Origin of the sequence: Iodidimonas gelatinilytica (assembly GCF_008579125.1) — a bacterium.
GTDB lineage: Bacteria > Pseudomonadota > Alphaproteobacteria > Sphingomonadales > Rhodothalassiaceae > Iodidimonas > Iodidimonas muriae.
In genome coordinates, this window is the sequence record NZ_BKCL01000001.1 from 13,181 (window position 1) to 31,092 (window position 17,912).

At 54.5% G+C, this 17,912-nt stretch carries 13 protein-coding genes and 2 pseudogenes; 5 read left to right on the forward strand and 10 right to left on the reverse strand.

Going from position 1 to position 17,912, the window contains the following annotated elements:
- Window positions 1-12: 12 nt before the first annotated feature.
- Genes pgmB through JCM17844_RS00085 form a run of 3 tightly spaced genes read right to left on the reverse strand, consistent with a single transcriptional unit; the run spans window position 13 to window position 3,066 of the window.
- Window positions 13-663: a beta-phosphoglucomutase gene (pgmB, locus tag JCM17844_RS00075; protein ID WP_149999119.1), complete on the reverse strand. Its 651-nt coding sequence runs from the start codon at window positions 661-663 to the stop codon at window positions 13-15.
- The gene (locus JCM17844_RS00080; RefSeq protein WP_210431011.1) at window positions 660-2,156 is read right to left on the reverse strand and encodes a glycoside hydrolase family 65 protein; all 1,497 of its coding nucleotides are present in this window, start codon (window positions 2,154-2,156) and stop codon (window positions 660-662) included. Before JCM17844_RS00080 ends, pgmB begins: the two co-directional genes overlap by 4 nt.
- Window positions 2,083-3,066 carry a glycoside hydrolase family 65 protein gene (locus tag JCM17844_RS00085; protein ID WP_210431012.1) on the reverse strand — a complete coding sequence of 328 codons (984 nt, stop codon included), beginning with the start codon at window positions 3,064-3,066 and terminating at the stop codon, window positions 2,083-2,085. Before JCM17844_RS00085 ends, JCM17844_RS00080 begins: the two co-directional genes overlap by 74 nt.
- A gap of 266 nt (window positions 3,067-3,332) precedes the next feature.
- On the opposite strand from JCM17844_RS00085, the gene JCM17844_RS00090 reads away from it, so the two are divergent.
- Together JCM17844_RS00090 and JCM17844_RS00095 are read left to right on the forward strand one after the other, a co-directional pair.
- Complete coding sequence (locus tag JCM17844_RS00090; RefSeq protein WP_149999121.1) at window positions 3,333-4,577, forward strand: MFS transporter; 1,245 nt, start codon at window positions 3,333-3,335, stop codon at window positions 4,575-4,577.
- Window positions 4,578-4,730: 153 nt separating this feature from the next.
- Window positions 4,731-5,783 carry a LacI family DNA-binding transcriptional regulator gene (locus tag JCM17844_RS00095; RefSeq protein ID WP_149999122.1) on the forward strand — a complete coding sequence of 351 codons (1,053 nt, stop codon included), beginning with the start codon at window positions 4,731-4,733 and terminating at the stop codon, window positions 5,781-5,783.
- Window positions 5,784-5,811: 28 nt separating this feature from the next.
- On the opposite strand, the pseudogene JCM17844_RS16950 reads toward JCM17844_RS00095, so the two are convergent.
- From JCM17844_RS16950 to JCM17844_RS16245, 3 genes and pseudogenes are all read right to left on the reverse strand, one after another.
- Window positions 5,812-7,466: pseudogene (locus JCM17844_RS16950) on the reverse strand (alpha-glucosidase family protein).
- 119 nt (window positions 7,467-7,585) lie between these two features.
- Entirely contained in the window at window positions 7,586-8,632 is a 1,047-nt protein-coding gene (locus JCM17844_RS16240; protein WP_149999123.1) for an alpha-amylase family glycosyl hydrolase, read from the reverse strand.
- Entirely contained in the window at window positions 8,629-9,549 is a 921-nt protein-coding gene (locus JCM17844_RS16245) for an alpha-amylase family glycosyl hydrolase (RefSeq protein ID WP_210431014.1), read from the reverse strand. Before JCM17844_RS16245 ends, JCM17844_RS16240 begins: the two co-directional genes overlap by 4 nt.
- A 205-nt stretch (window positions 9,550-9,754) precedes the next feature.
- On the opposite strand from JCM17844_RS16245, the pseudogene JCM17844_RS00115 reads away from it, so the two are divergent.
- The 3 genes and pseudogenes from JCM17844_RS00115 (at window position 9,755) to JCM17844_RS00125 (ending at window position 12,225) form a co-directional block, all read left to right on the forward strand.
- Window positions 9,755-11,049 (forward strand): annotated as a pseudogene (locus JCM17844_RS00115) (sulfite oxidase).
- Complete coding sequence (locus JCM17844_RS00120; RefSeq protein WP_149999125.1) at window positions 11,046-11,393, forward strand: aldehyde dehydrogenase; 348 nt, start codon at window positions 11,046-11,048, stop codon at window positions 11,391-11,393. The pseudogene JCM17844_RS00115 and the gene JCM17844_RS00120 overlap by 4 nt, the downstream one beginning before the upstream one ends.
- A 148-nt stretch (window positions 11,394-11,541) precedes the next feature.
- On the forward strand, window positions 11,542-12,225 hold the full coding sequence (locus tag JCM17844_RS00125; protein ID WP_149999126.1) for a DUF6624 domain-containing protein: 684 nt from the start codon (window positions 11,542-11,544) through the stop codon (window positions 12,223-12,225).
- Between the two features lie 152 nt (window positions 12,226-12,377).
- Here JCM17844_RS00125 and JCM17844_RS00130 read toward each other — a convergent pair whose 3' ends face one another.
- The 4 genes from JCM17844_RS00130 to JCM17844_RS00145 form a co-directional block, all read right to left on the reverse strand.
- A complete protein-coding gene (locus JCM17844_RS00130; protein ID WP_149999127.1) occupies window positions 12,378-13,547 on the reverse strand; it encodes an isovaleryl-CoA dehydrogenase in 1,170 nt (389 codons plus the stop codon).
- An 83-nt stretch (window positions 13,548-13,630) separates the two neighbouring features.
- Window positions 13,631-14,653, reverse strand: a complete 1,023-nt coding sequence (locus tag JCM17844_RS00135; RefSeq protein WP_149999128.1) for a Gfo/Idh/MocA family protein — start codon at window positions 14,651-14,653, stop codon at window positions 13,631-13,633.
- Window positions 14,653-15,891, reverse strand: coding sequence for a dipeptidase (locus JCM17844_RS00140; RefSeq protein ID WP_149999129.1), 1,239 nt, complete (start codon window positions 15,889-15,891; stop codon window positions 14,653-14,655). Before JCM17844_RS00140 ends, JCM17844_RS00135 begins: the two co-directional genes overlap by 1 nt.
- Window positions 15,888-17,615, reverse strand: coding sequence for a M28 family metallopeptidase (locus JCM17844_RS00145; protein ID WP_149999130.1), 1,728 nt, complete (start codon window positions 17,613-17,615; stop codon window positions 15,888-15,890). Before JCM17844_RS00145 ends, JCM17844_RS00140 begins: the two co-directional genes overlap by 4 nt.
- Window positions 17,616-17,912 lie beyond the last annotated feature (297 nt).

Here is a 17,912-nt window from a genome sequence, read left to right on the forward strand (position 1 = left end):
CAAGGGCCTATTCTAGTCCAGATAAGATTTGGGATCGAAGGCGGCGATATCGGGGATAATCGCATTGGCCGCGGCCAAAATATCCGCATCTCCCACGCCGACCACATAACAGCCTGCAGCTTTTGCGGAGAGAACACCAGCTGCCGCATCATCCAGCGCCAAACAGCGCTCTGGTGGCTCAGCAACGCCCTTTGCAGCCATCAGGAAAATATCGGGCGCGGGTTTGGACTGTTTTGCAGCCCCCGCATCGGCAATGAAATCCATCAAGGGGCCAATGCCCAGCCGATCGATCAGAAGGGGCGCGTTGCGGCTGGCTGATGCCAAGGCCGTTTTCAGCCCCAAAGCCTTGCAGGCTTCCAATGCCTGACGGGCGCCGGGCAGCAGCGCATCGGGGGTAACCTTTTGGATGATCGCTTGGTAATAGCCGTTTTTTCGTGTTGCAAGCGCGTGTTTTTCCGCATCGGAATAGGGGCGGGGGGCATCTTCCAGCAAAATATCGAGAGAGGCCATCCGGCTTACGCCTTTCAGCCGTTCGTTTTTCTGTTCGTCAAAGGCCAGCCCCAATTCATCGGCCAGGCGCTTCCATGCTGCATAATGTTCCCGCGCACTATCGGCCAGCACGCCATCCAGATCGAACAGAACCGCTTTGTAAGTCTGGCTCATGCGGGCTCCTTTCCGAGGGTGGCAGCCTCTATTGTCTCGTCGGGCTTCAGCTCCAATGGCTGGTCATGATGTTGAATGGTCAGGGGGGCGCCGCTGATCAGACGATAGCGGCACCGGTTCTTTCCAATCCGGACCAGAATGATCCGCCCGCGCACCCTGATCCGAAAAGACAGGCCTTGCCATTGATCGGGCAGAACAGGGGAAAAGACAGGGCGGCCTTCAACAAAGCGCAGGCCTGCAAAGCCGTTGACAAGGCACATCCAGCTTCCGCCAAGCGAAGCCATATGCAGCCCGTGTCCGGTGTTTTTATGAAGATCGCCCAGATCCACAAAAGCCGCATGGCGGAAATATTCATGGGCTTGTTCCAAACGCCCCACCTGGCTGGCAAGCATGCCAAACACACAGGCAGACAAGGTGCTGTCATGCACCGTTACATCTTCATAATAGCGAAGGTCGCGGGCTTTGTCCGCAGGTGCGAATTGATCGCCTAACAGCACCATGGCCAGCACTGTATCGGCCTGTTTGCAGACTTGATGACGGTAAATGGTCAGGGGATGATAATGCAAAAGAAGGGGGAATTTATCCTTGGGTGTGCCTGAAATATCCCAGCGTTTTTTATCCAGAAAGCTGTCATCTTGCGGATGAATGCCCAATGCCTCGTCATAGGGGAGATACATGGCGTCTGCTGCCCGCCGCCATTCGGTGATTTCGTCTTCATGAAGACCGATGGCATTAGCGATCCGCGCAAAAACATCGGGGGCATCGGCCATAAGCGCATGGGCCACCTGATAGGCATAATCCAGATGCTGGCGGGCCATGGCATTGGTGTAGAAATTATTGTTCACCAAGGCCGTATATTCATCGGGCCCGGTGACACAATGGATGCAAAAAGCCCCGTCTTTGCGTGGATTGAAAAAGCCGATTTGCGGCCAGATGCGGGCGGTTTCAAACAGTATCTCCGCTCCGTGATCGTGTAAAAAAGCAGAGTCGCCGGTCAGCGCCATATAGTGTTCGATGGCAAAAGCCACATCGGCATTGATGTGATATTGCGCCGATCCGGCGGGAAAATAGGCGGAACATTCCCGACCGGAAATGGTGCGCCATGCAATCAGCGCCCCCCGTTCGTGGCCCATTTCGCGGGCATGGCGGCGCGAGTCTTCCAGACTGCGATGGCGGTAAACCAGCATGTCGCGGGCACGTTCGGGGCGGCTGTGGCCCAAAAGAGGCAGGCCGAAAATTTCCGCATCCCAGAAATAATGGCCTTCATAGCCTTCGCCGGTCTGGCCTTTGGCGCAGATCGAGGTTTTCCCGCCGCGCCCTGCGGCCTGCAGCACCTGAAAGATATTGAAGCGCACCGCGGCGCTATCGACGGGAGCCCCTTCAATTTCGAGATCCGCCCCTTCCCAAAATTGGGCAAGATCAGCTTTGTTCCGCGCATAACCGGTCGAAGCCGGCGTCGCGTGCCTGCGCCAGATCATATAAGGCGGCGTCATCGGGGCTGTTCTGGCTATGGGCGGTGGTATCGCTGTGATAACTGACGAATTTCACAAGGCTCAAGGGGGCGTCTGGGCCGGCTTTCGCCTGAAACCGTCGGGTAAGGCCGGTGTCGGTTTCGCTCACTTCCGACAGGCTGAAATCGCCTTTGAGCACATGATGGTCCACCGCAACAGCCACCGGTATGCCGCTTTTCTTCAGGCGGTGGGCATAACCGAATGCCGTGCCATTTTTTAAAACCTTTTCAAGCTGCCACGGTGTTTGTGCGAATGCCGGGCCGAGGCGCGGATCATGGGGGGCGTCAGAGGCTGGTGCTGCGTCCACGGATTGGCTCGCACCGGCCTTGTGAACCGCTTCAATATGGGTGTGGATCGCGATGTCAGCGGAGCCTTGCTCCATAGTGACAGACAGCTTTTGAGCGAAGATAGAAGCCCGCTTCATGCTGACAAGCCGTTCATAACACAGGGAGATCACGGCACCGGATACCAGCTTCCAACGAATATGGCGTTCTAGAATGCCGCGTTTGAAATCCAGCTTGCGCATGGAAGACAAAACAGATGCCGAGGCCAAAGACAAAGCAACGCCATCGGCATAAACGGAAAATCCGGTGGCATTGGCGGCAGGGGGGCGGGTGTCGCTGCTTTGGGCAAAACCGTGGGCCATTTCGTGATAATGGATCGGCATGGTTTCATAAACGCCGTTCAGATAAACGGATGCCGCTCCCAGACCTTCGTCATCAAGGCTTTCCTCAAAGCCGCCACGGACGCCGATAAAGCCATTCCCAAGGGAAAACAAGGATTCGCTACGGTCGCGAAGGGCAAGATCAATGCCGTTTTCCACCAGCGCCCAGTCTTCCAGATCATAGGGAAGATCATGCAATGGATCAAAACCGCGCTCTGATATATCCAATCTAAGTCTCCCCAATTTCACAGCAGGCTTATCCGGTGATGAGTGGTCTCATTCTCGTACGGAAACAGTTTTCTTGACTTATCTCTGAGTAATGGACTTAATGAAATGGATTTCATTATGCAATAGACTGCATAAATAGCAATAAAATTCTATGTCACTATGGTTGAATAAAGGCTCGGTCCACGTTTTTGCATCTGGCGGTTATTGCGCCCTGACGCAGGAGCAGAGATTATAGAAGCCATGCCTATCAAGGGGAGATCGATACCGTGCCGGCCATTCGCATCAAGCTGTCTTTGATCGCAACATATATTACCTTTGCGATTTTGTTGAATTCCGTTGGAACGGTGATCTTGCAATCCATCAACAGTTTCGGGGTGTCCGAAAGCTCGGCGGCGGTGCTGGAAGGGTTCAAGGATATTTCCATTGCGGTGGTGTCGTTTCTGGTGGCGTCTTTCTTGCCGCGCTTTGGCTATCGCAAATCCATGATCGTCGGGTTGTCTCTGGTGATGTTGGCCTGTCTTGCCATGCCCATCGCCAATAGCTTTTTTGCCACCAAGATGATGTTCATGTGTGTGGGCATCGCTTTTGCCCTGGTGAAGGTGTCGGTTTATTCCTCCATCGGACTGATCGCAAAAGACAGGTATGAACATGCAGGCTTCATGAATGTTCTTGAAGGCATGTTCATGGTCGGGGTTCTGGGCGGTTATTGGGTATTCGGGTTCTTTATCGGTGATGGATCGGATAGCGGGTCGGGCTGGTTGGATGTGTATTGGGTGCTGGCGGGTCTGTGTGCGCTCAATATTGTGCTTTTGGCTTCAACCCCGATGGATGAACGTGGCAGCCGGGCGGAAAGTGCGGGCATTGCCGATGATTTTCGCAAGATGCTGCGCCTTGTGGCCCTGCCCATGGTTCTGGTGTTTGTGCTTTCGGCCTTTCTTTATGTCTTGATCGAGCAAGGCATCGGCACATGGCTTCCCAATTTCAACAACAAGGTGCTCAATTTGCCCTCGGATATGAGTGTGCAGGCCACCAGCATTTTTGCCGCGTCTTTGGCCGTGGGGCGATTGAGCGCCGGGGCCGTTTTGCGCAAAATCAATTGGTATCCGGTGCTTAATATTTGTGTGCTGGCCATGGCAGCCCTGGTGATCTTGACATTGCCATTGACCGAAGGGCTGGAAGGCCAAACGGTGAGCAATTGGCTTGAAGCGCCCATTGCCGCCTTTATTTTTCCGATGATCGGCCTGTTCATGGCCCCTATTTATCCGGCCATCAATTCGGTGATTTTAAGCACATTGCCCACGGCAAAACATTCCTCCATGACGGGTTTGATTGTTATCTTTTCGGCTTTGGGCGGCACCACGGGATCGCTGATTACAGGACGGGTCTTTGAAGCCTTTGATGGTCAGACGGCTTTTTATCTGTCGATCTTCCCTATGGCGGTCATTCTGGGGTGTTTATATGTGTTTCGCCGCAGTGTTGATCGGTATTCCGCTGAAATGGCTGCGGCCTGAACGGGCAAGGGGGGAAATTCCAGTTGCGGGTTTTGCAAAAAATCAGGGCTTAACTTGTTGATTTGCAAACGCGGCAAGAGTTGATAATCTGGCCTTGAATACTGCTGGGAGATGAGGCTGGCAGGCATTGCATATGCTGATTGACACTTCTTTATGGACAAAAAAACTTTCGTTGAAAGAGCCACATTCGGGGATCGTTCGCTTTATCGGCTGGAAGATCTGGCTGAATTGGCGGGCGTATCCATTTCCACAGTGTCGCGGGCGCTGAACGATTCCGATCTGGTGAGCGAACGCACAAAGGCGCGTATCCGCCAGATTGCGCAAACCCATAATTATGCAGGCCGCCTGCGCGACAAGCTGGATCCTGTGCGCCCCACCTCGCGGACGATTTCCGCAGTCATCCCGCCGCCACAGGGCCGGGATCAGCGCATTTCCGATCCGTTTTTGCTCGATCTTTTGGGCGGGCTGGCGGATCAGATGATCGAGCGCGATTGCGATCTGTTGATCTCCCATGTGATGCCAAGCGATTTGGACGGCATGTTATCGCTGCTAAGCTCTGGCCGGTCGGACGGGTTGATTTTTCTGGGCCAAAGCACAGTGCATGAGGATCTCAACAGCTTGGCGGATCGGGGCGTGCCGTTTGTGGTGTGGGGGGCGCGATTGCCCAATCAGAAATATTGCACCGTTGGCAGTGACAATCTGAAAGGTGGCCACCGGGCTACCAGCCATTTGATCAGGCTGGGGCGGCGGCGCATTGCCTTTATCGGCGATGTGGAGCCGCCGGAGCTGCGTTTGCGCTTTGATGGTTATAAGCAGGCTTTGGAAGATGCGGGCATTGCTTTTGATCCTGATCTTGTGCGGCCTGCGCATTTCTCTTTGGAGTCCGCCATGGAAGCGGTGGAATCCCTGTTGGAAAGCGGCACGGAGTTTGACGGCGTCGTGGCCGCCAGTGATCTGATCGCCATTGGTGCCGTGCGCGGCCTGATGAAAAGCGGCATGCATGTGCCCGAAGATGTGTCGGTTGTGGGCTATGATGATGTGCGCATGGCCGCCTATTCCAGCCCGGCCCTAACCACTATCAGTCAGGATGTGGGAAAAGCAGGCCGGTTACTGGTTAGCAAGCTGTTGCGTATTCTCGATGGCCAGGGTGTCCGGTCGGAACTGTTGCCCACGGAACTGATCGTGCGCGAATCCTGCGGCGCTTGATTCCTTTTCATCCGGTGTTTTTCCCGCTTCATTTCCTTGATAAAATGCACTGGCCATAAGGTGGGAGATGGATGCGTCCGTCTTCCAGCGTGCCGGTGCAGCCGGGCAAATCGGTTGCAGTCCATGAGGCTGCAATTTGCGGATGCCAATCCACGGCCTTTCCTCCCAAATTGAAAGCGCAGAGCAGCCGCTCGCTGTCCTCTGTGCGTTCAAAGGCCAAAATGGGTTCCGGGCTTTCAAAAAACCGGATGGTTCCATGGATCAAGGCCGGGTGGCTTTTGCGGGCGCGCAAAAAAGCCTTCATCTGGGAAAAGGGGGAGTTGGGGTCGTTATATTGCGTATTTGCGGCCAGTTGTGCGTGCCGGGGGTCTATGGGAAGCCATGGCTGGGCGGTGGAAAAACCGCATTGGGGGGAAGAGGTATCCCACGGCATGGGGGTGCGGGCTCCGTCGCGGCCCAAAGTATCGGGCCAGTTGGCAATGGCTTCGGGATCGCGCAGATGTTCAAATGGAACATGCGCTTGCGGCAGGCCCAGTTCCTGACCTTGATACACAAAGGCCGTGCCGCGCAGGCAGCATAAAAGGCTGTTGAGCATGGCGGCAAAGCGCGGATCGGTTTCAGCCTGTGCGCCGTCTTTGGATTGTGCCCCCCAGCGCGAGGCAACGCGGGGCGCATCATGATTGCTGAAAGCCCAGCTTGGCCACGCGCTTTGCTCTGTATCCTGCCATGCTTCCAGCGCATCGCGTATCAGCTTGGCGCTTAGATCGCTGTTTTCGATGAACACGAAGCTATAGGCGGTGTGAAGCCTGTCGGGGCCATTCACATAGGAAATCAATTCATCCAAAGAGCTGTGGTCGCCAATTTCCGCAACGGTAAACCGATCATCATAACGGTCAAGCAAGGCGCGCAACCGGGCGATGAATGTGAAATTTTCCGGTTGCGAGCGGTTATAGAGATGGGTTTGGAAATCATAGGGGCGCGAGCCTTTGAGGCCGCTGGGCGGATTATCGCGCAATCGGGTGTCGTGCATATAGAAATTTGCCGCATCAAGCGAAAGCCATCAACGCCGCGATCCAGCCAAAAACGGGCACTTTCCAAAATGGCCGCCTGCACATCCGCATTGTGCAGATTGAGATCGGGTTGTTCGCTCAGAAAATTGTGCAGATAATATTGCTTGCGGTGGCCATCCCATGTCCATGCCGGGCCTTTGAACAGGGATTGCCAATTATTGGGCGGGCTGCCATCGGCTTTGGGATCGGCCCACACATACCAATCGGCCTTGGGGTTTGTGCGGCTCGAACGGCTTTCCATGAACCACGAATGTTGATCGGAGCTGTGGGAATAGACCTGATCGATGATCAGCTTCAGGCCCAATTGATGGGCTTTTTCCAAGACCGCATCGAAATCTTCCAAGGTGCCGAAAATGGGGTCCACATTGCAGTAATCGGCAATGTCATAGCCATAATCCCGCATTGGCGAGGTGAAAAACGGGGATATCCAGATCCCGTCCACGCCCAGATCCGCAATATGGTCCAGATGCTCTAAAATGCCTTTCAGATCGCCAATCCCGTCACCGGACGCATCTTTGAAACTTCTGGGATAGATCTGGTAAATGACGGCGCCACGCCACCAGGCTGTTTCTGCCTTGCAAGCATCCGTTTTTGATTGTGGTTGTTCTGTCATATGCGCCTGTTTCAGTGAAAGCCTGTAAGGTGGTTCGATATAGAAATTTGCAAGGAAGGGCAATATTTGCAGAAATTTTGCAATTTCTTTTGCATCAACCGGTGGTGTGTCGGATGCGCTTATTCTTCATCGGCAGAGGTCCAGAGACCGAAAGACAAAGCGGGCAGGGTGGCGGTGACGGATGCGCCATCCCCTTTTGCGGCAACGGATCCATCGCCCATCAGGCGCACCCAGCGCTTTGCGCCTATATCCCCGTCCATATGGAATTCGGCGCTGTCCGCATCGCTTGCCGTATTAAGCACCACCAGAACATCTTTACCGGATTGGCGGTCTTTGCGGGAAAAGGCAAAAAGGCCGGGGCTATCTTTGACGTAGCGGGTGATCTGCTTTCCGTGGCGCAGGGCCGGGTGGCGGTGATATAGCGCGGCGAATTCAACCAATGTGCGGTAAAGGGGATGGTTGGTGTCGAAATTGTCTATGGCCGTGCTTTGGCTGCTGCCAAGCAAGCGGTTGTCGTTATAAATATCCACAAGGCTGGGAAACATATCTTCCCGCGCATCTTGATCGCGGCCATCGCCGGTAAAGCCCTGCTCGTCACCATAATAAATCACCGGCACGCCGCGCGCGAAATACATCAAGGCATAGGCAAGGCGGGCGCGTTTCATCAGCATGCCTTCATCGGCATCGGCGCCGAACTGGCTGATCAGGAAATGCCCCAACCGTCCCATATCGTGATTGCCCAGAAAGGTGGGCAACAGCCCTGCATGGCTCCAATCCGTCTCATATAAAGTGTCTTGGTCGAAAAGCTGTGCAAGCAGCCGGGTGGGACCGTTTTCCACCAGCACTTTTTGGGCAACGGATTGAAAACCGAAATCCAGCACGGCGGGTAGTTTCCCTTCGCGGACAAAACGGCTCAGATTGTTGGGGTCCGGATCATAAACCTCGCCGAATACATAGAAATTCTCGATGCCTTTGGAGGCGGCAAAAGCGCGAATTTCAGGAATAAAGGATTGCCAGAAGCTCATATTGACATGGCGGGTGGTGTCGATACGGAAGCCATCGATGCCGAATTCTTCGATCCAGTATTTGTAGATCTCCGTCATGCCCGAAAGAACGCGGGGATGTTCGGTGAAAAGATCGTCAAGGCCGGAAAAATCGCCATTCAAGGCGCTTTCTGCTCCATGCCGAAATTGCCCCGATTGTGATAGTAAATCGGGTCATTAAGCCATTGCGGCACTTTCACATCGGCTTCTGCCTTGGGCACAAAGGGCGTATAGGCCCAGCGTGTATCGGTTAGATGGGCGAAGTTTTCCGCCGTTTGGAATGCCGGCCCATCGCCTTTGAAGCCTTTGTTGATGGCGGGGCCATCGGGGCTGCCCAAGGTGGTATAGGGATAGTCGGCAAGGCTGCGATAGGGGCAGTCGCCCGTGCCTTGGCATTCACGATATTGAATGACGTCCGCTGTGTGGTTGGTGATGATATCGAAAATGATCTTGATGCCGCGCTGATGGGCGGCGTTCACCAAATTCTTGAGATCTTGATTGGTGCCGAAATGCGGATCGATTTGTGTGAAATCGGTGATCCAGTAGCCGTGATAAGCGGCGGATTCCTGGCCTTTGGGGCCTTGCACCGGTTTGTTTTTGAAAATCGGGGCCATCCAGATGGCTGTAACCCCTAGATTTTCAAGATAATCGAGTTTTTGCAAGACACCGGGAATGTCGCCGCCATGATAAAAGCCTTTATGGGTGGGATCAAAGCCATGGTCCAGCTTGCCGCCCGATATTCCGCCGCGATCATTGTTTGGGTCGCCATTAAAAAAGCGATCCGGCAGCAGAAAATAGACAATGTCGTCTTCAATGGGGCGGGCGCGGACATCGGATATGGATGGCGCGGGGGGATTGGCTGCAGCCTTTATGCTTTGGTCGGCAATATGGCCGGATGCAACAGAATTTTCAGACTGATCTGCATGATCTTTTGCCCCGCCACATGCGGCCAAACCAAATGCCAGAACAGGGGCTAGAAACAGATTTCTATTGAAGATTCCGAATGGTTTTTCTGCGCCATATTTCTTTAAATCGTTCATGACCTGCCCCTTGATCGGTAATGATTTCTCGTTGTTTTGAAAAATTTTTGCATTTTCATGCAATATTGACAAGAAAAATGCAAAAAGACGCGTCATCAAAAATATGCTCGCGATGTCGTGGCCCAGTGGTGACTTTACCTTGACGCGAAAGCGGGCATAATCGCACATCTCATTCTTTTATGGCGCTTTTGGCAAAGGGGCGGATATGTCAGAGCAGGAAAAAAACCCCATTTCAGACTTTTATGCCAAAGATCCGATCAAGGCGGATCAGCAATTGTTCGGGCGAAAAAGCCATGCGGACAGACGCGGATTTCTGCGTGGTGCAGGGCTTGCGGCTTTGGGGGCCGCCCTTGGATCGGGCATTGTGTTTCACCGCAATTTTCCTGCGGGATTGATCCCCCAAGCCTTGGCCGATGCCAGCGTGGTTACCGGCAAGGACGGCTGGTGATTCTTAATGACCGGCCGATGAATGCGGAAACCCCGGCGCATTTGCTTGATGATGCCATCACCCCTATTTCGCGGCATTTCATCCGCAATAACGGTATTCCGCCGCAAGATATGGCCGCGGATGGTTGGGAAATGCGGGTCGATGGCTTTGTGGACCGGCCCTTGACGCTTTCCATCAATGATTTGCGCCGCGATTTCGAGGTGGTCAGTCGGCAATTGGTGATTGAATGTGGCGGCAATGGCCGGGCCTTTTTCGATCCCGGCGCCAGTGGCAATCAATGGACAGTGGGGGCGGTGGCCTGTGCGGAATGGACGGGGGTGCGGCTTGCGGATGTATTGAAAACCGCGGGTGTGCAAAGGGAAGCGATCTATACCGCCCATGAAGGGGCGGATACGCATTTGTCGGGCGATCCTGCCAAACGGCCCTTGTCTCGTGGTGTGCCGATCGAAAAAGCCATGGACCCGAATAATCTGATCGCTTTCGGGATGAATGGCGGCGACATCCATCCGATGAATGGCGCACCTTTGCGGCTTGTTGTGCCCGGATGGCCGGGAAGCTGTTCTCAAAAATGGCTGACCCGCATCACCCTGCGCGATCAGGTGCATGACGGTGCGAAAATGACAGGCACCAGCTATCGCATACCGCGTTATCCGGTGGCACCGGGGACGGATGTGCCGGTGGAAGATTTCGAAATTATCGAGGCCATGCCGGTAAAATCCCTGATTACCCATCCGGTGGATGGTATCAAGCTGTCGCGCTCTTCATTGGAGGTGCGCGGCCACGCATGGGCCGGGAACGGGAAAGTGGCCAAGATGCATGTAAGCCATGATTTCGGGGCCACATGGCAACGCGCCGATCTGGATGAACCGGCCAATCCCTTTGCATGGCAGCACTGGCGGGCAAGGCTGACCTTCCCAAAGCCCGGCTATTACGAAATTTGGGCAAAAGCCACCGATGACCATGGGGTTTCACAGCCCTTTACCATCGGCTGGAATCCCAAGGGGTATCTTAATAATTTCTATCATCGCATTGCCGTTACGGTGACGGAATGAAGCTTTTGATCATTGGCCTTTGGGCGTGTTTCTTCGCCGCAGCCCCCGCTTTTTCGCAAGAGCCGCAAAAGACAGACGACGAGATGGATATGCCGCCCGATATGGCTGCCATGGTGGCGGGCGAGGGGAGGGAAACCAGCTATTATCTATGCTCGGGCTGTCATTCCACCAAACTTGTGACCCAGCAGCGCCTGAGCCGGGATCGCTGGGCGTATTTGCTGGATTGGATGACAAAAGAACAAGGCATGGCGGAACTGGATGCGGAGAGCCGCACGATAATCCTTGATTATCTCAGCACCGCTTATGGCCCTTCCACCACACAGCGTAAAACCCAAAGGCGGTAGGACGGGTTTCAAAAGCCTCCCTGCCGTCATCCCGAATGTGATTTGGGGTTAAGGCTCTTTCTTTGCAGGATTTTATGTCGATGCCAGCATAGATTGCCGAACCAAGCTCTGGTATTGGTGAGATAGATATGCGTAAAAAGGAAACGGCATGATTTATCGAATTTTCGGTGCGCTTTTTTTGATGGTTTTTTCTTCTGCCGGGTTCGCTCAGGACCCTGCCGCCCTTCAGGCATTCAAGGAAAGCTATAAGGAACAACGCGCGGTTCTGGCGGATGTGCAGTGCGCGATAGAGGATATTGCTTGTCTCGATCAGGAATTGGGGCTTCGGTTCGATCTTGACCAGTTTTCACGCAGTGGGACCACGCTTTTTTGCTCTGGTAAAGAAGGAAAGGAATCCAACGATTGTTGGGCGGAGGTTTTTAGAGATTATATTACTCCGGTTGATAAAGAAAATTTACAACGTGTAAGCGATATTCTGGTGCAATATGGCTATGTGTCGGCTCCGCTCTGGTCTGATAAAGCAGAACAGGCTGTTTGGTTTGTGGTTCAACATATGCCGCCGGAAACGGATCCCGATTTGATGGCTTTGATTCTGCCCAAGGTGAAAGAATCTGTCGAGCAGGGGCGTTTGACCGGCTGGCATTATGCCGCCATGTATGATCGGCATGAGCGATATCAAGGCCGCGATCAGCTTTATGGGACGCAGTTTTTGCGAGACGGTGGTGTCTATGTGCCAGCCCCGATGCAAGACCCCGAGGGCGTTGATGCGCGTCGCGCCGCCCTTGGTATGGAAACACTTGCGGAGAAGCTTGAGAAATTCAATAGCCGCTGACGGAAGATGAGAGAGAGTTTCCCCTGTTGCAGCTCTGCTATCATCCATCCGCCGTCATCTCAGACTTGATTTGGGGGCTATTGAAGTCTGGGAAAGATTTAGGAAGGGCAGTCTCTATATAAAGAGTGCCCTTCCTTGAAGAGATTATTCGCTCAGGCGGTTTCGCTGAACAGTTCGCGGCCGATGAGCATACGGCGGATTTCCGATGTTCCCGCCCCGATTTCATAAAGTTTGGCATCGCGCAGCAGGCGACCGGTGGGATATTCATTGATATAGCCATTGCCGCCCAGCGCCTGAATGGCTTCCAGCGCCACTTGCGTTGCTTTTTCGGCGGCATAAAGAATACAGCCCGCCGCATCCTTGCGGGTTGTTTCCTTGCGGTCGCACGCCTGTGCCACCGCATAAACATAGGCGCGGCAGGCCCCGAAGGTGGTGTACATATCGGCGATCTTGCCTTGCATCAGTTGAAATTCGCCAATGGCCTGATTGAATTGCTTGCGTTCATGCACATAGGGCACAACAACATCAAGGCAGGCACGCATGATGCCCAATGGCCCGCCGGCCAGCACCACACGCTCATAATCAAGGCCGGACATAAGCACTTTCACGCCCTTGTTTTCTTCGCCCACAAGCTGTTCGAATGGCACTTTGCAATCTTCAAACACCAGTTCGCAGGTGTTGGAACCGCGCATCCCCAATTTGTCCAGTTTTTGCGCGGTAGAGAAACCGGCATAGTCCTTTTCGATCAAAAAGGCCGAAATGCCTTTCGAGCCGGCATCCGGTTCGGTTTTGGCATAAACAAGCAAAACATCCGCATCGGGACCATTGGTGATCCACATTTTGTTGCCATTGATCACATAGCCATCATTGTGCTTGATGGCGCGGGTTTTCATGGACACCACATCGGATCCGGCCCCCGGCTCTGACATGGCAAGGGCGCCCACATAGTCGCCGGAAATCAGTTTCGGCAGATATTTTGCCTTTTGTTCGGGCGTGCCGTTAATGACGATCTGGTTGATGCATAGATTTGAATGTGCGCCATAGCTTAGGCCCACAGAAGCGGATGCACGGCTGATTTCTTCCATGACGATGCAATGGGCCAGATAGCCCATATCGGCCCCGCCGAATTCTTCCGGTGCGGTGATCCCCAACAGGCCCAGTTCGCCCATGGCAGGCCACAGATCGCGCGGGAAGCTGTTGGTGGCATCGATTTCAGCGGCGCGGGGAGCGATTTTCTCTTCCGCGAAGCGCCGCGCCGTTTCGCGCAGCATGTCCAGTTCTTCGCCGTGATCAAAGCGCAGGGTGGGGAATTCAAAAAACATAGCGATGGTCCCGGTTTTGGGTGTGATTTTCTAAGTCGTGTTTAGCGCTGTTTGGCGGGCTTGTCCAAAGTCTCGCATCACTGTCAGCAAAGATTTGCAGCGGCGCGGACTTGATCCAAAGCACGCATATTGTTGATGCTGTCCGCCCCTTCGGTGGGCAGCGGCGTCCCTTCATAAAGGGCGCGTTTTACGGCCATCAACTGGCACTCCATGGTGGTGGGGCCGTTGATCTCTCCTTCTTCGCTGCCAGTCAGTGTTTCCAGTAAATAGCTGTTTCCCCGATCCGGAGCCAAAGGGTTGCGGACAAGGATACGGCCTTCGCTGCCTTCGATCAGCAATTCCGAGCCGCGGTCGGCATCCGGGTCCATGCGCACGGTCATGGCGCATGCCACATTTCCGCACATAAATTCCGCGCCCAGAGCATCATCCACCTCGCCGCTGATATGGGCTTCGGCAGCGATGTTGCTGGGTTCGTGGCCGGTGAGGGTGCGGCACCAATGCATTGTATAGCACCCCATATCCATCAAAACGCCGCCGCCCAAAGCCTTGATGCGGCGCAGTTCGCGTGGGTTTTCGCTGATGGGGCTGCCAAGGCTGGCGCTGATATGTTCCAATGCGCCCAAACGGCCGCTGGCAACCAAGGCCATCAGCATGGAAAACATCGGGTGATAGCGATAATGGAAGGCTTCAATCACCCGTTTTCCCTTGCGCCGGGCGGTGGCGACCATGGCTTGAGCTTCATCGGCGGTCATGGCAAAGGGCTTTTCGCACAGCACATCCTTTCCCGCTTCCATGGCCTTGATACACCAATGGGCATGGCTGGATGGTGGCAAGGCATTATAGACCAGATCCACTTCAGGGTGGGTGACAAGGGCCTCATAGCCATCGGCCACAGTCAGCACGCCATGTTCTTCGGCAAAGGCTTCGGCTTTTGCACGATCGCGTGCCGCCACGGCCATCAGATCGATATCACCATGCAGGGCCGATGGTACAATAATGGCGCGCGGGGTGATCCGCGCCGCCCCCAAAAGGCCGATCCGCAAAACCCGGTCCTGTGCCGGATCCTGCCCCGGCCCCTGTGTTTGTGTCTGTGCCGTGTCTGTCATTATGCGCCTTTGTTTTTTTCTTTGCTGTAACGATCAATGGCGCGCCACACCCGCATCAGATTGTTGCCCATGATCTTGGCGATGGCCGCTTCATCATAGCCGCGTGCCAATAGCCCTTCGATCAGATTGGGATAGGCGGCGACATCCTTCAATCCGATGGGCAAGGTATCATCCACGCCATCATAATCGGAGCCGATACCGACGGCATCGATTCCGGCGATTTCAACCACATGGTCGATATGATCCAACACATGGTTGAGCGTGGCAAAAGGATAGGGGTGCTCCATTTTATACCGGGCTTCAAAGTCTTCCCGCATGGTATCCGTCGGTTCGGCATCGGATTGAGACAGCCAGCTTTCAAAGGCTGCATCCAGTGCCCCGCCATAACCATTGGCCTCTTCGGTCAGAAAAGCCGAGCCGAAATTGATCATGATAACGCCGCCCTTATCGGCCAGCGCCTTGATCATGTCGTCCGACATATTGCGTTCGAAATTGGGGGTGAAATGCCGCGCCGAACTGTGGCTGGCGATCACCGGAACGGCGCTGTTATCGATCACATCCCAAAAGGCTGCATCGGAAATATGCGAGACATCCACCATGATGCCCAGATCGTTCATGGCCCGCACCACATCAACGCCAAAATCCGACAGGCCGTCATTGGGGCGTTCCTCGTCATAGGAACTGTCGGCAATATGGTTCGAGCGGGAATGGGCCAGCGTGATATAGCGGATGCCGCGCTGGTAGAAATGCTCAAGGTTTTCAAGGTCGCCTTCAATGGGTGCACCATTTTCCATGCCCAGAACAAGGGCCATTTTTCCTGCCTTCTTGGCGGATAAAACGGCGTCCGGGCTGTGGGCCAGAGTGAATTTATCGGGCGCGTCCGCTGCGATTTTCTCCACCAGATCGATCATGCTGTTTGCATGGCCAAAGGCTTTGCCTGCCCCTTCAAATTCATAACTGGCCGGGGTGTAAATGGACATGAAGGGCGCATCCAAGCCGCCAGCCACGGCGCGGGGATAGTCGAAATCGCCAGTTTCAGTGGCTTTGCTTACATCTTCATACCGGGCGTTGAGCCGATAAGGCACGTCGATATGGGTATCGACAATCAGCATCTCATGGGCCAGTTCAACGGCCCGTTTTGAGTGTTCATCCTCGGACATTCCGGCAGGGCCGGTATTGCTATTGTCGCATGCGGAAAGGGCCAAAAGGCCAAGAGAGGCGAGAAGGGCGCGTTTCATTTCATGCTGTCCTTGGGTTGGGGGCCGGTTTCCATACGGGCGGCGCGGAATTCCGATCCGTCTTTCCAGCCCGGCCAGTCGTTTGAAGAGGCAAGATCAAGGCCGATGGTATAAAACAGCTCCAGATCTTCTGCGGCGCCAGAGAGATCCCAATCCGGATCATATTCATCTGCCGGTTTGTGATAGGCGCGGTCGATATAGGCGCTGTTTTGTTCCAGGGTCCAGTCGCGGCCATGTGCGCGGCTGTCTGTGCCGCTATCGGTGTAAAGAACGGGAATGCCGATTTTTGCCAGATTGAAATGGTCGGAGCGATAGAAATAGCCATGTTCTGGCGTTGGCTCGGAAGACAGCGTGCGGTTTTGTTGTTTTGCAGCAGAGGTCAAAAGATCCTGCAAATCATTCTGGCCCTCGCCAATGATGGTAATATCCTTCATGGGGCCATGGATATTGGCGCCATCCATATTGATGGCCGCCACGGTTTTATGGGCCGGAATTGCCGGATTTTGCGCATAATAGGCCGATCCCAAAAGCCCTTGCTCTTCGGCGGTGGTCGCCAGAAAGGCAACGCTGCGCCGCGGGCTTTCATCCAGAGCAGAAAAGGCTTTGGTCAGAGCCAGCAGCCCTGCGGTGCCGGTGGCGTTATCCAGTGCGCCATTATAGATCGGGTCGTCGGTCAGGGCGGGATCCATGCCGATATGATCCCAATGGGCCATATAAAGCATGGCTTCATCGGGGGCTGCGCTGCCCTCCAATACGGCCATCACATTATTGGATTGGGTATGGCGCAGGCTGTTATTTAATGTGGCGGAAAAGGCAAGCGGCAGGCTTTGGGCCTTGAATTCGGGCGAAAGGGCGGCGGCCTTGGCATTTTCCAAGGTCATGCCAGCCTGTGCGAAAAGGGTTTGTGCCGTTTGTTCGCTGATCCACGCCTCGACCGCGGCAAAGCCCGAACCGCCATCGGGGGAAACGAGGCTGAATTGCGGGCCTGTCCAGCTTGATTGCACCACAGCCCAAGGATAGCCTGCCGGCTCGCTTTGGTGAACCAGAATAGCGGCGGCGGCACCATGGCGGGCGGCTTCTTCATATTTATAGGTCCAGCGGCCATAATAGGTCATGGCCTTTCCGGTAAACAGATCGGGGTTTTCTGTTTCAAAGCCGGGGTCATTGACCAGAATCAGCACCGTTTTCCCGGTCACATCCACAGCTTCATAATCGTCCCATCCATATTCCGGGGCGGTGATGCCATAGCCCACAAACACAATGTCGGAGTCGCTTACCTCGACCCGTTCGCGTTCTTGTTTGGTCCAGGCCACAATCTGGCTGCCATAATCAAGACCGGTCTTTTCATCGTCTTTGGTGAAAACCGCCTGAAACTGGCCGTTTTCGGGTTTTGCTGTCAGTTCGATCAGGGGAACGCTTTGGGTATAGCTGTCGCCAAATCCCGGCTTCAAACCAAGCGCTTTGAACTGTTCGATCAAATAAGCGACGGTCTTTTCCTCGCCGGCGCTGGCCGGTGCGCGGCCTTCAAACGCATCCGATGCCAAAATCTTGATGTGCTGATGCAAAAGCTGTTCGGTGGTGGCGCGGTCAAAGCCGGAAGCCGCGCTTGAGGCTTGTGACTGTTGCGCGTTTTGGTGGTTGCTATCGGCGTTATCGCAGCCTGCAAGAAGCAAAAGACAGGCCGCGCTGAACAGACTGGGTGCAATCGAGCGTGAAGGGAACATGGGCCATTACCTGATGACATGAGAAGGGTGACGGTGTGAGGGTATGTACAGGCAGGCTTACAGCTACGCTTGGGAAGGTCAAGCTGCTGTGCTCCAGTTCGGGCAAAACCATTCCCTTATCGGTTGCGACTCCGGCATTTATGGTGGCCCTTGCGACAATCTGCCATGGGACTACTGATTCGGAGAATATGGTCTTGTGAACGGGTGCGGGACAGATTTTAAGACGTGGGGGAAAAAACGACCTATTCTTTCTCAGTCGGGACCCCATTGGCAGCTTTCCATCAAAATTTCAGCAGA

Bases quoted from the DNA above. Each gene is read 5' to 3' on its own strand.
- pgmB (WP_149999119.1), bottom strand. From the start codon at position 663: ATGAGCCAGACTTACAAAGCGGTTCTGTTCGATCTGGATGGCGTGCTG.
- JCM17844_RS00080 (WP_210431011.1), bottom strand. From the start codon at position 2,156: ATGACGCCGCCTTATATGATCTGGCGCAGGCACGCGACGCCGGCTTCG.
- JCM17844_RS00095 (WP_149999122.1), top strand. From the start codon at position 4,731: ATGGACAAAAAAACTTTCGTTGAAAGAGCCACATTCGGGGATCGTTCG.
- JCM17844_RS16245 (WP_210431014.1), bottom strand. From the start codon at position 9,549: ATGAACGATTTAAAGAAATATGGCGCAGAAAAACCATTCGGAATCTTC.
- JCM17844_RS00120 (WP_149999125.1), top strand. From the start codon at position 11,046: ATGAAGCTTTTGATCATTGGCCTTTGGGCGTGTTTCTTCGCCGCAGCC.
- JCM17844_RS00125 (WP_149999126.1), top strand. From the start codon at position 11,542: ATGATTTATCGAATTTTCGGTGCGCTTTTTTTGATGGTTTTTTCTTCT.
- JCM17844_RS00130 (WP_149999127.1), bottom strand. From the start codon at position 13,547: ATGTTTTTTGAATTCCCCACCCTGCGCTTTGATCACGGCGAAGAACTG.
- JCM17844_RS00135 (WP_149999128.1), bottom strand. From the start codon at position 14,653: ATGACAGACACGGCACAGACACAAACACAGGGGCCGGGGCAGGATCCG.
- JCM17844_RS00140 (WP_149999129.1), bottom strand. From the start codon at position 15,891: ATGAAACGCGCCCTTCTCGCCTCTCTTGGCCTTTTGGCCCTTTCCGCA.
- JCM17844_RS00145 (WP_149999130.1), bottom strand. From the start codon at position 17,615: ATGTTCCCTTCACGCTCGATTGCACCCAGTCTGTTCAGCGCGGCCTGT.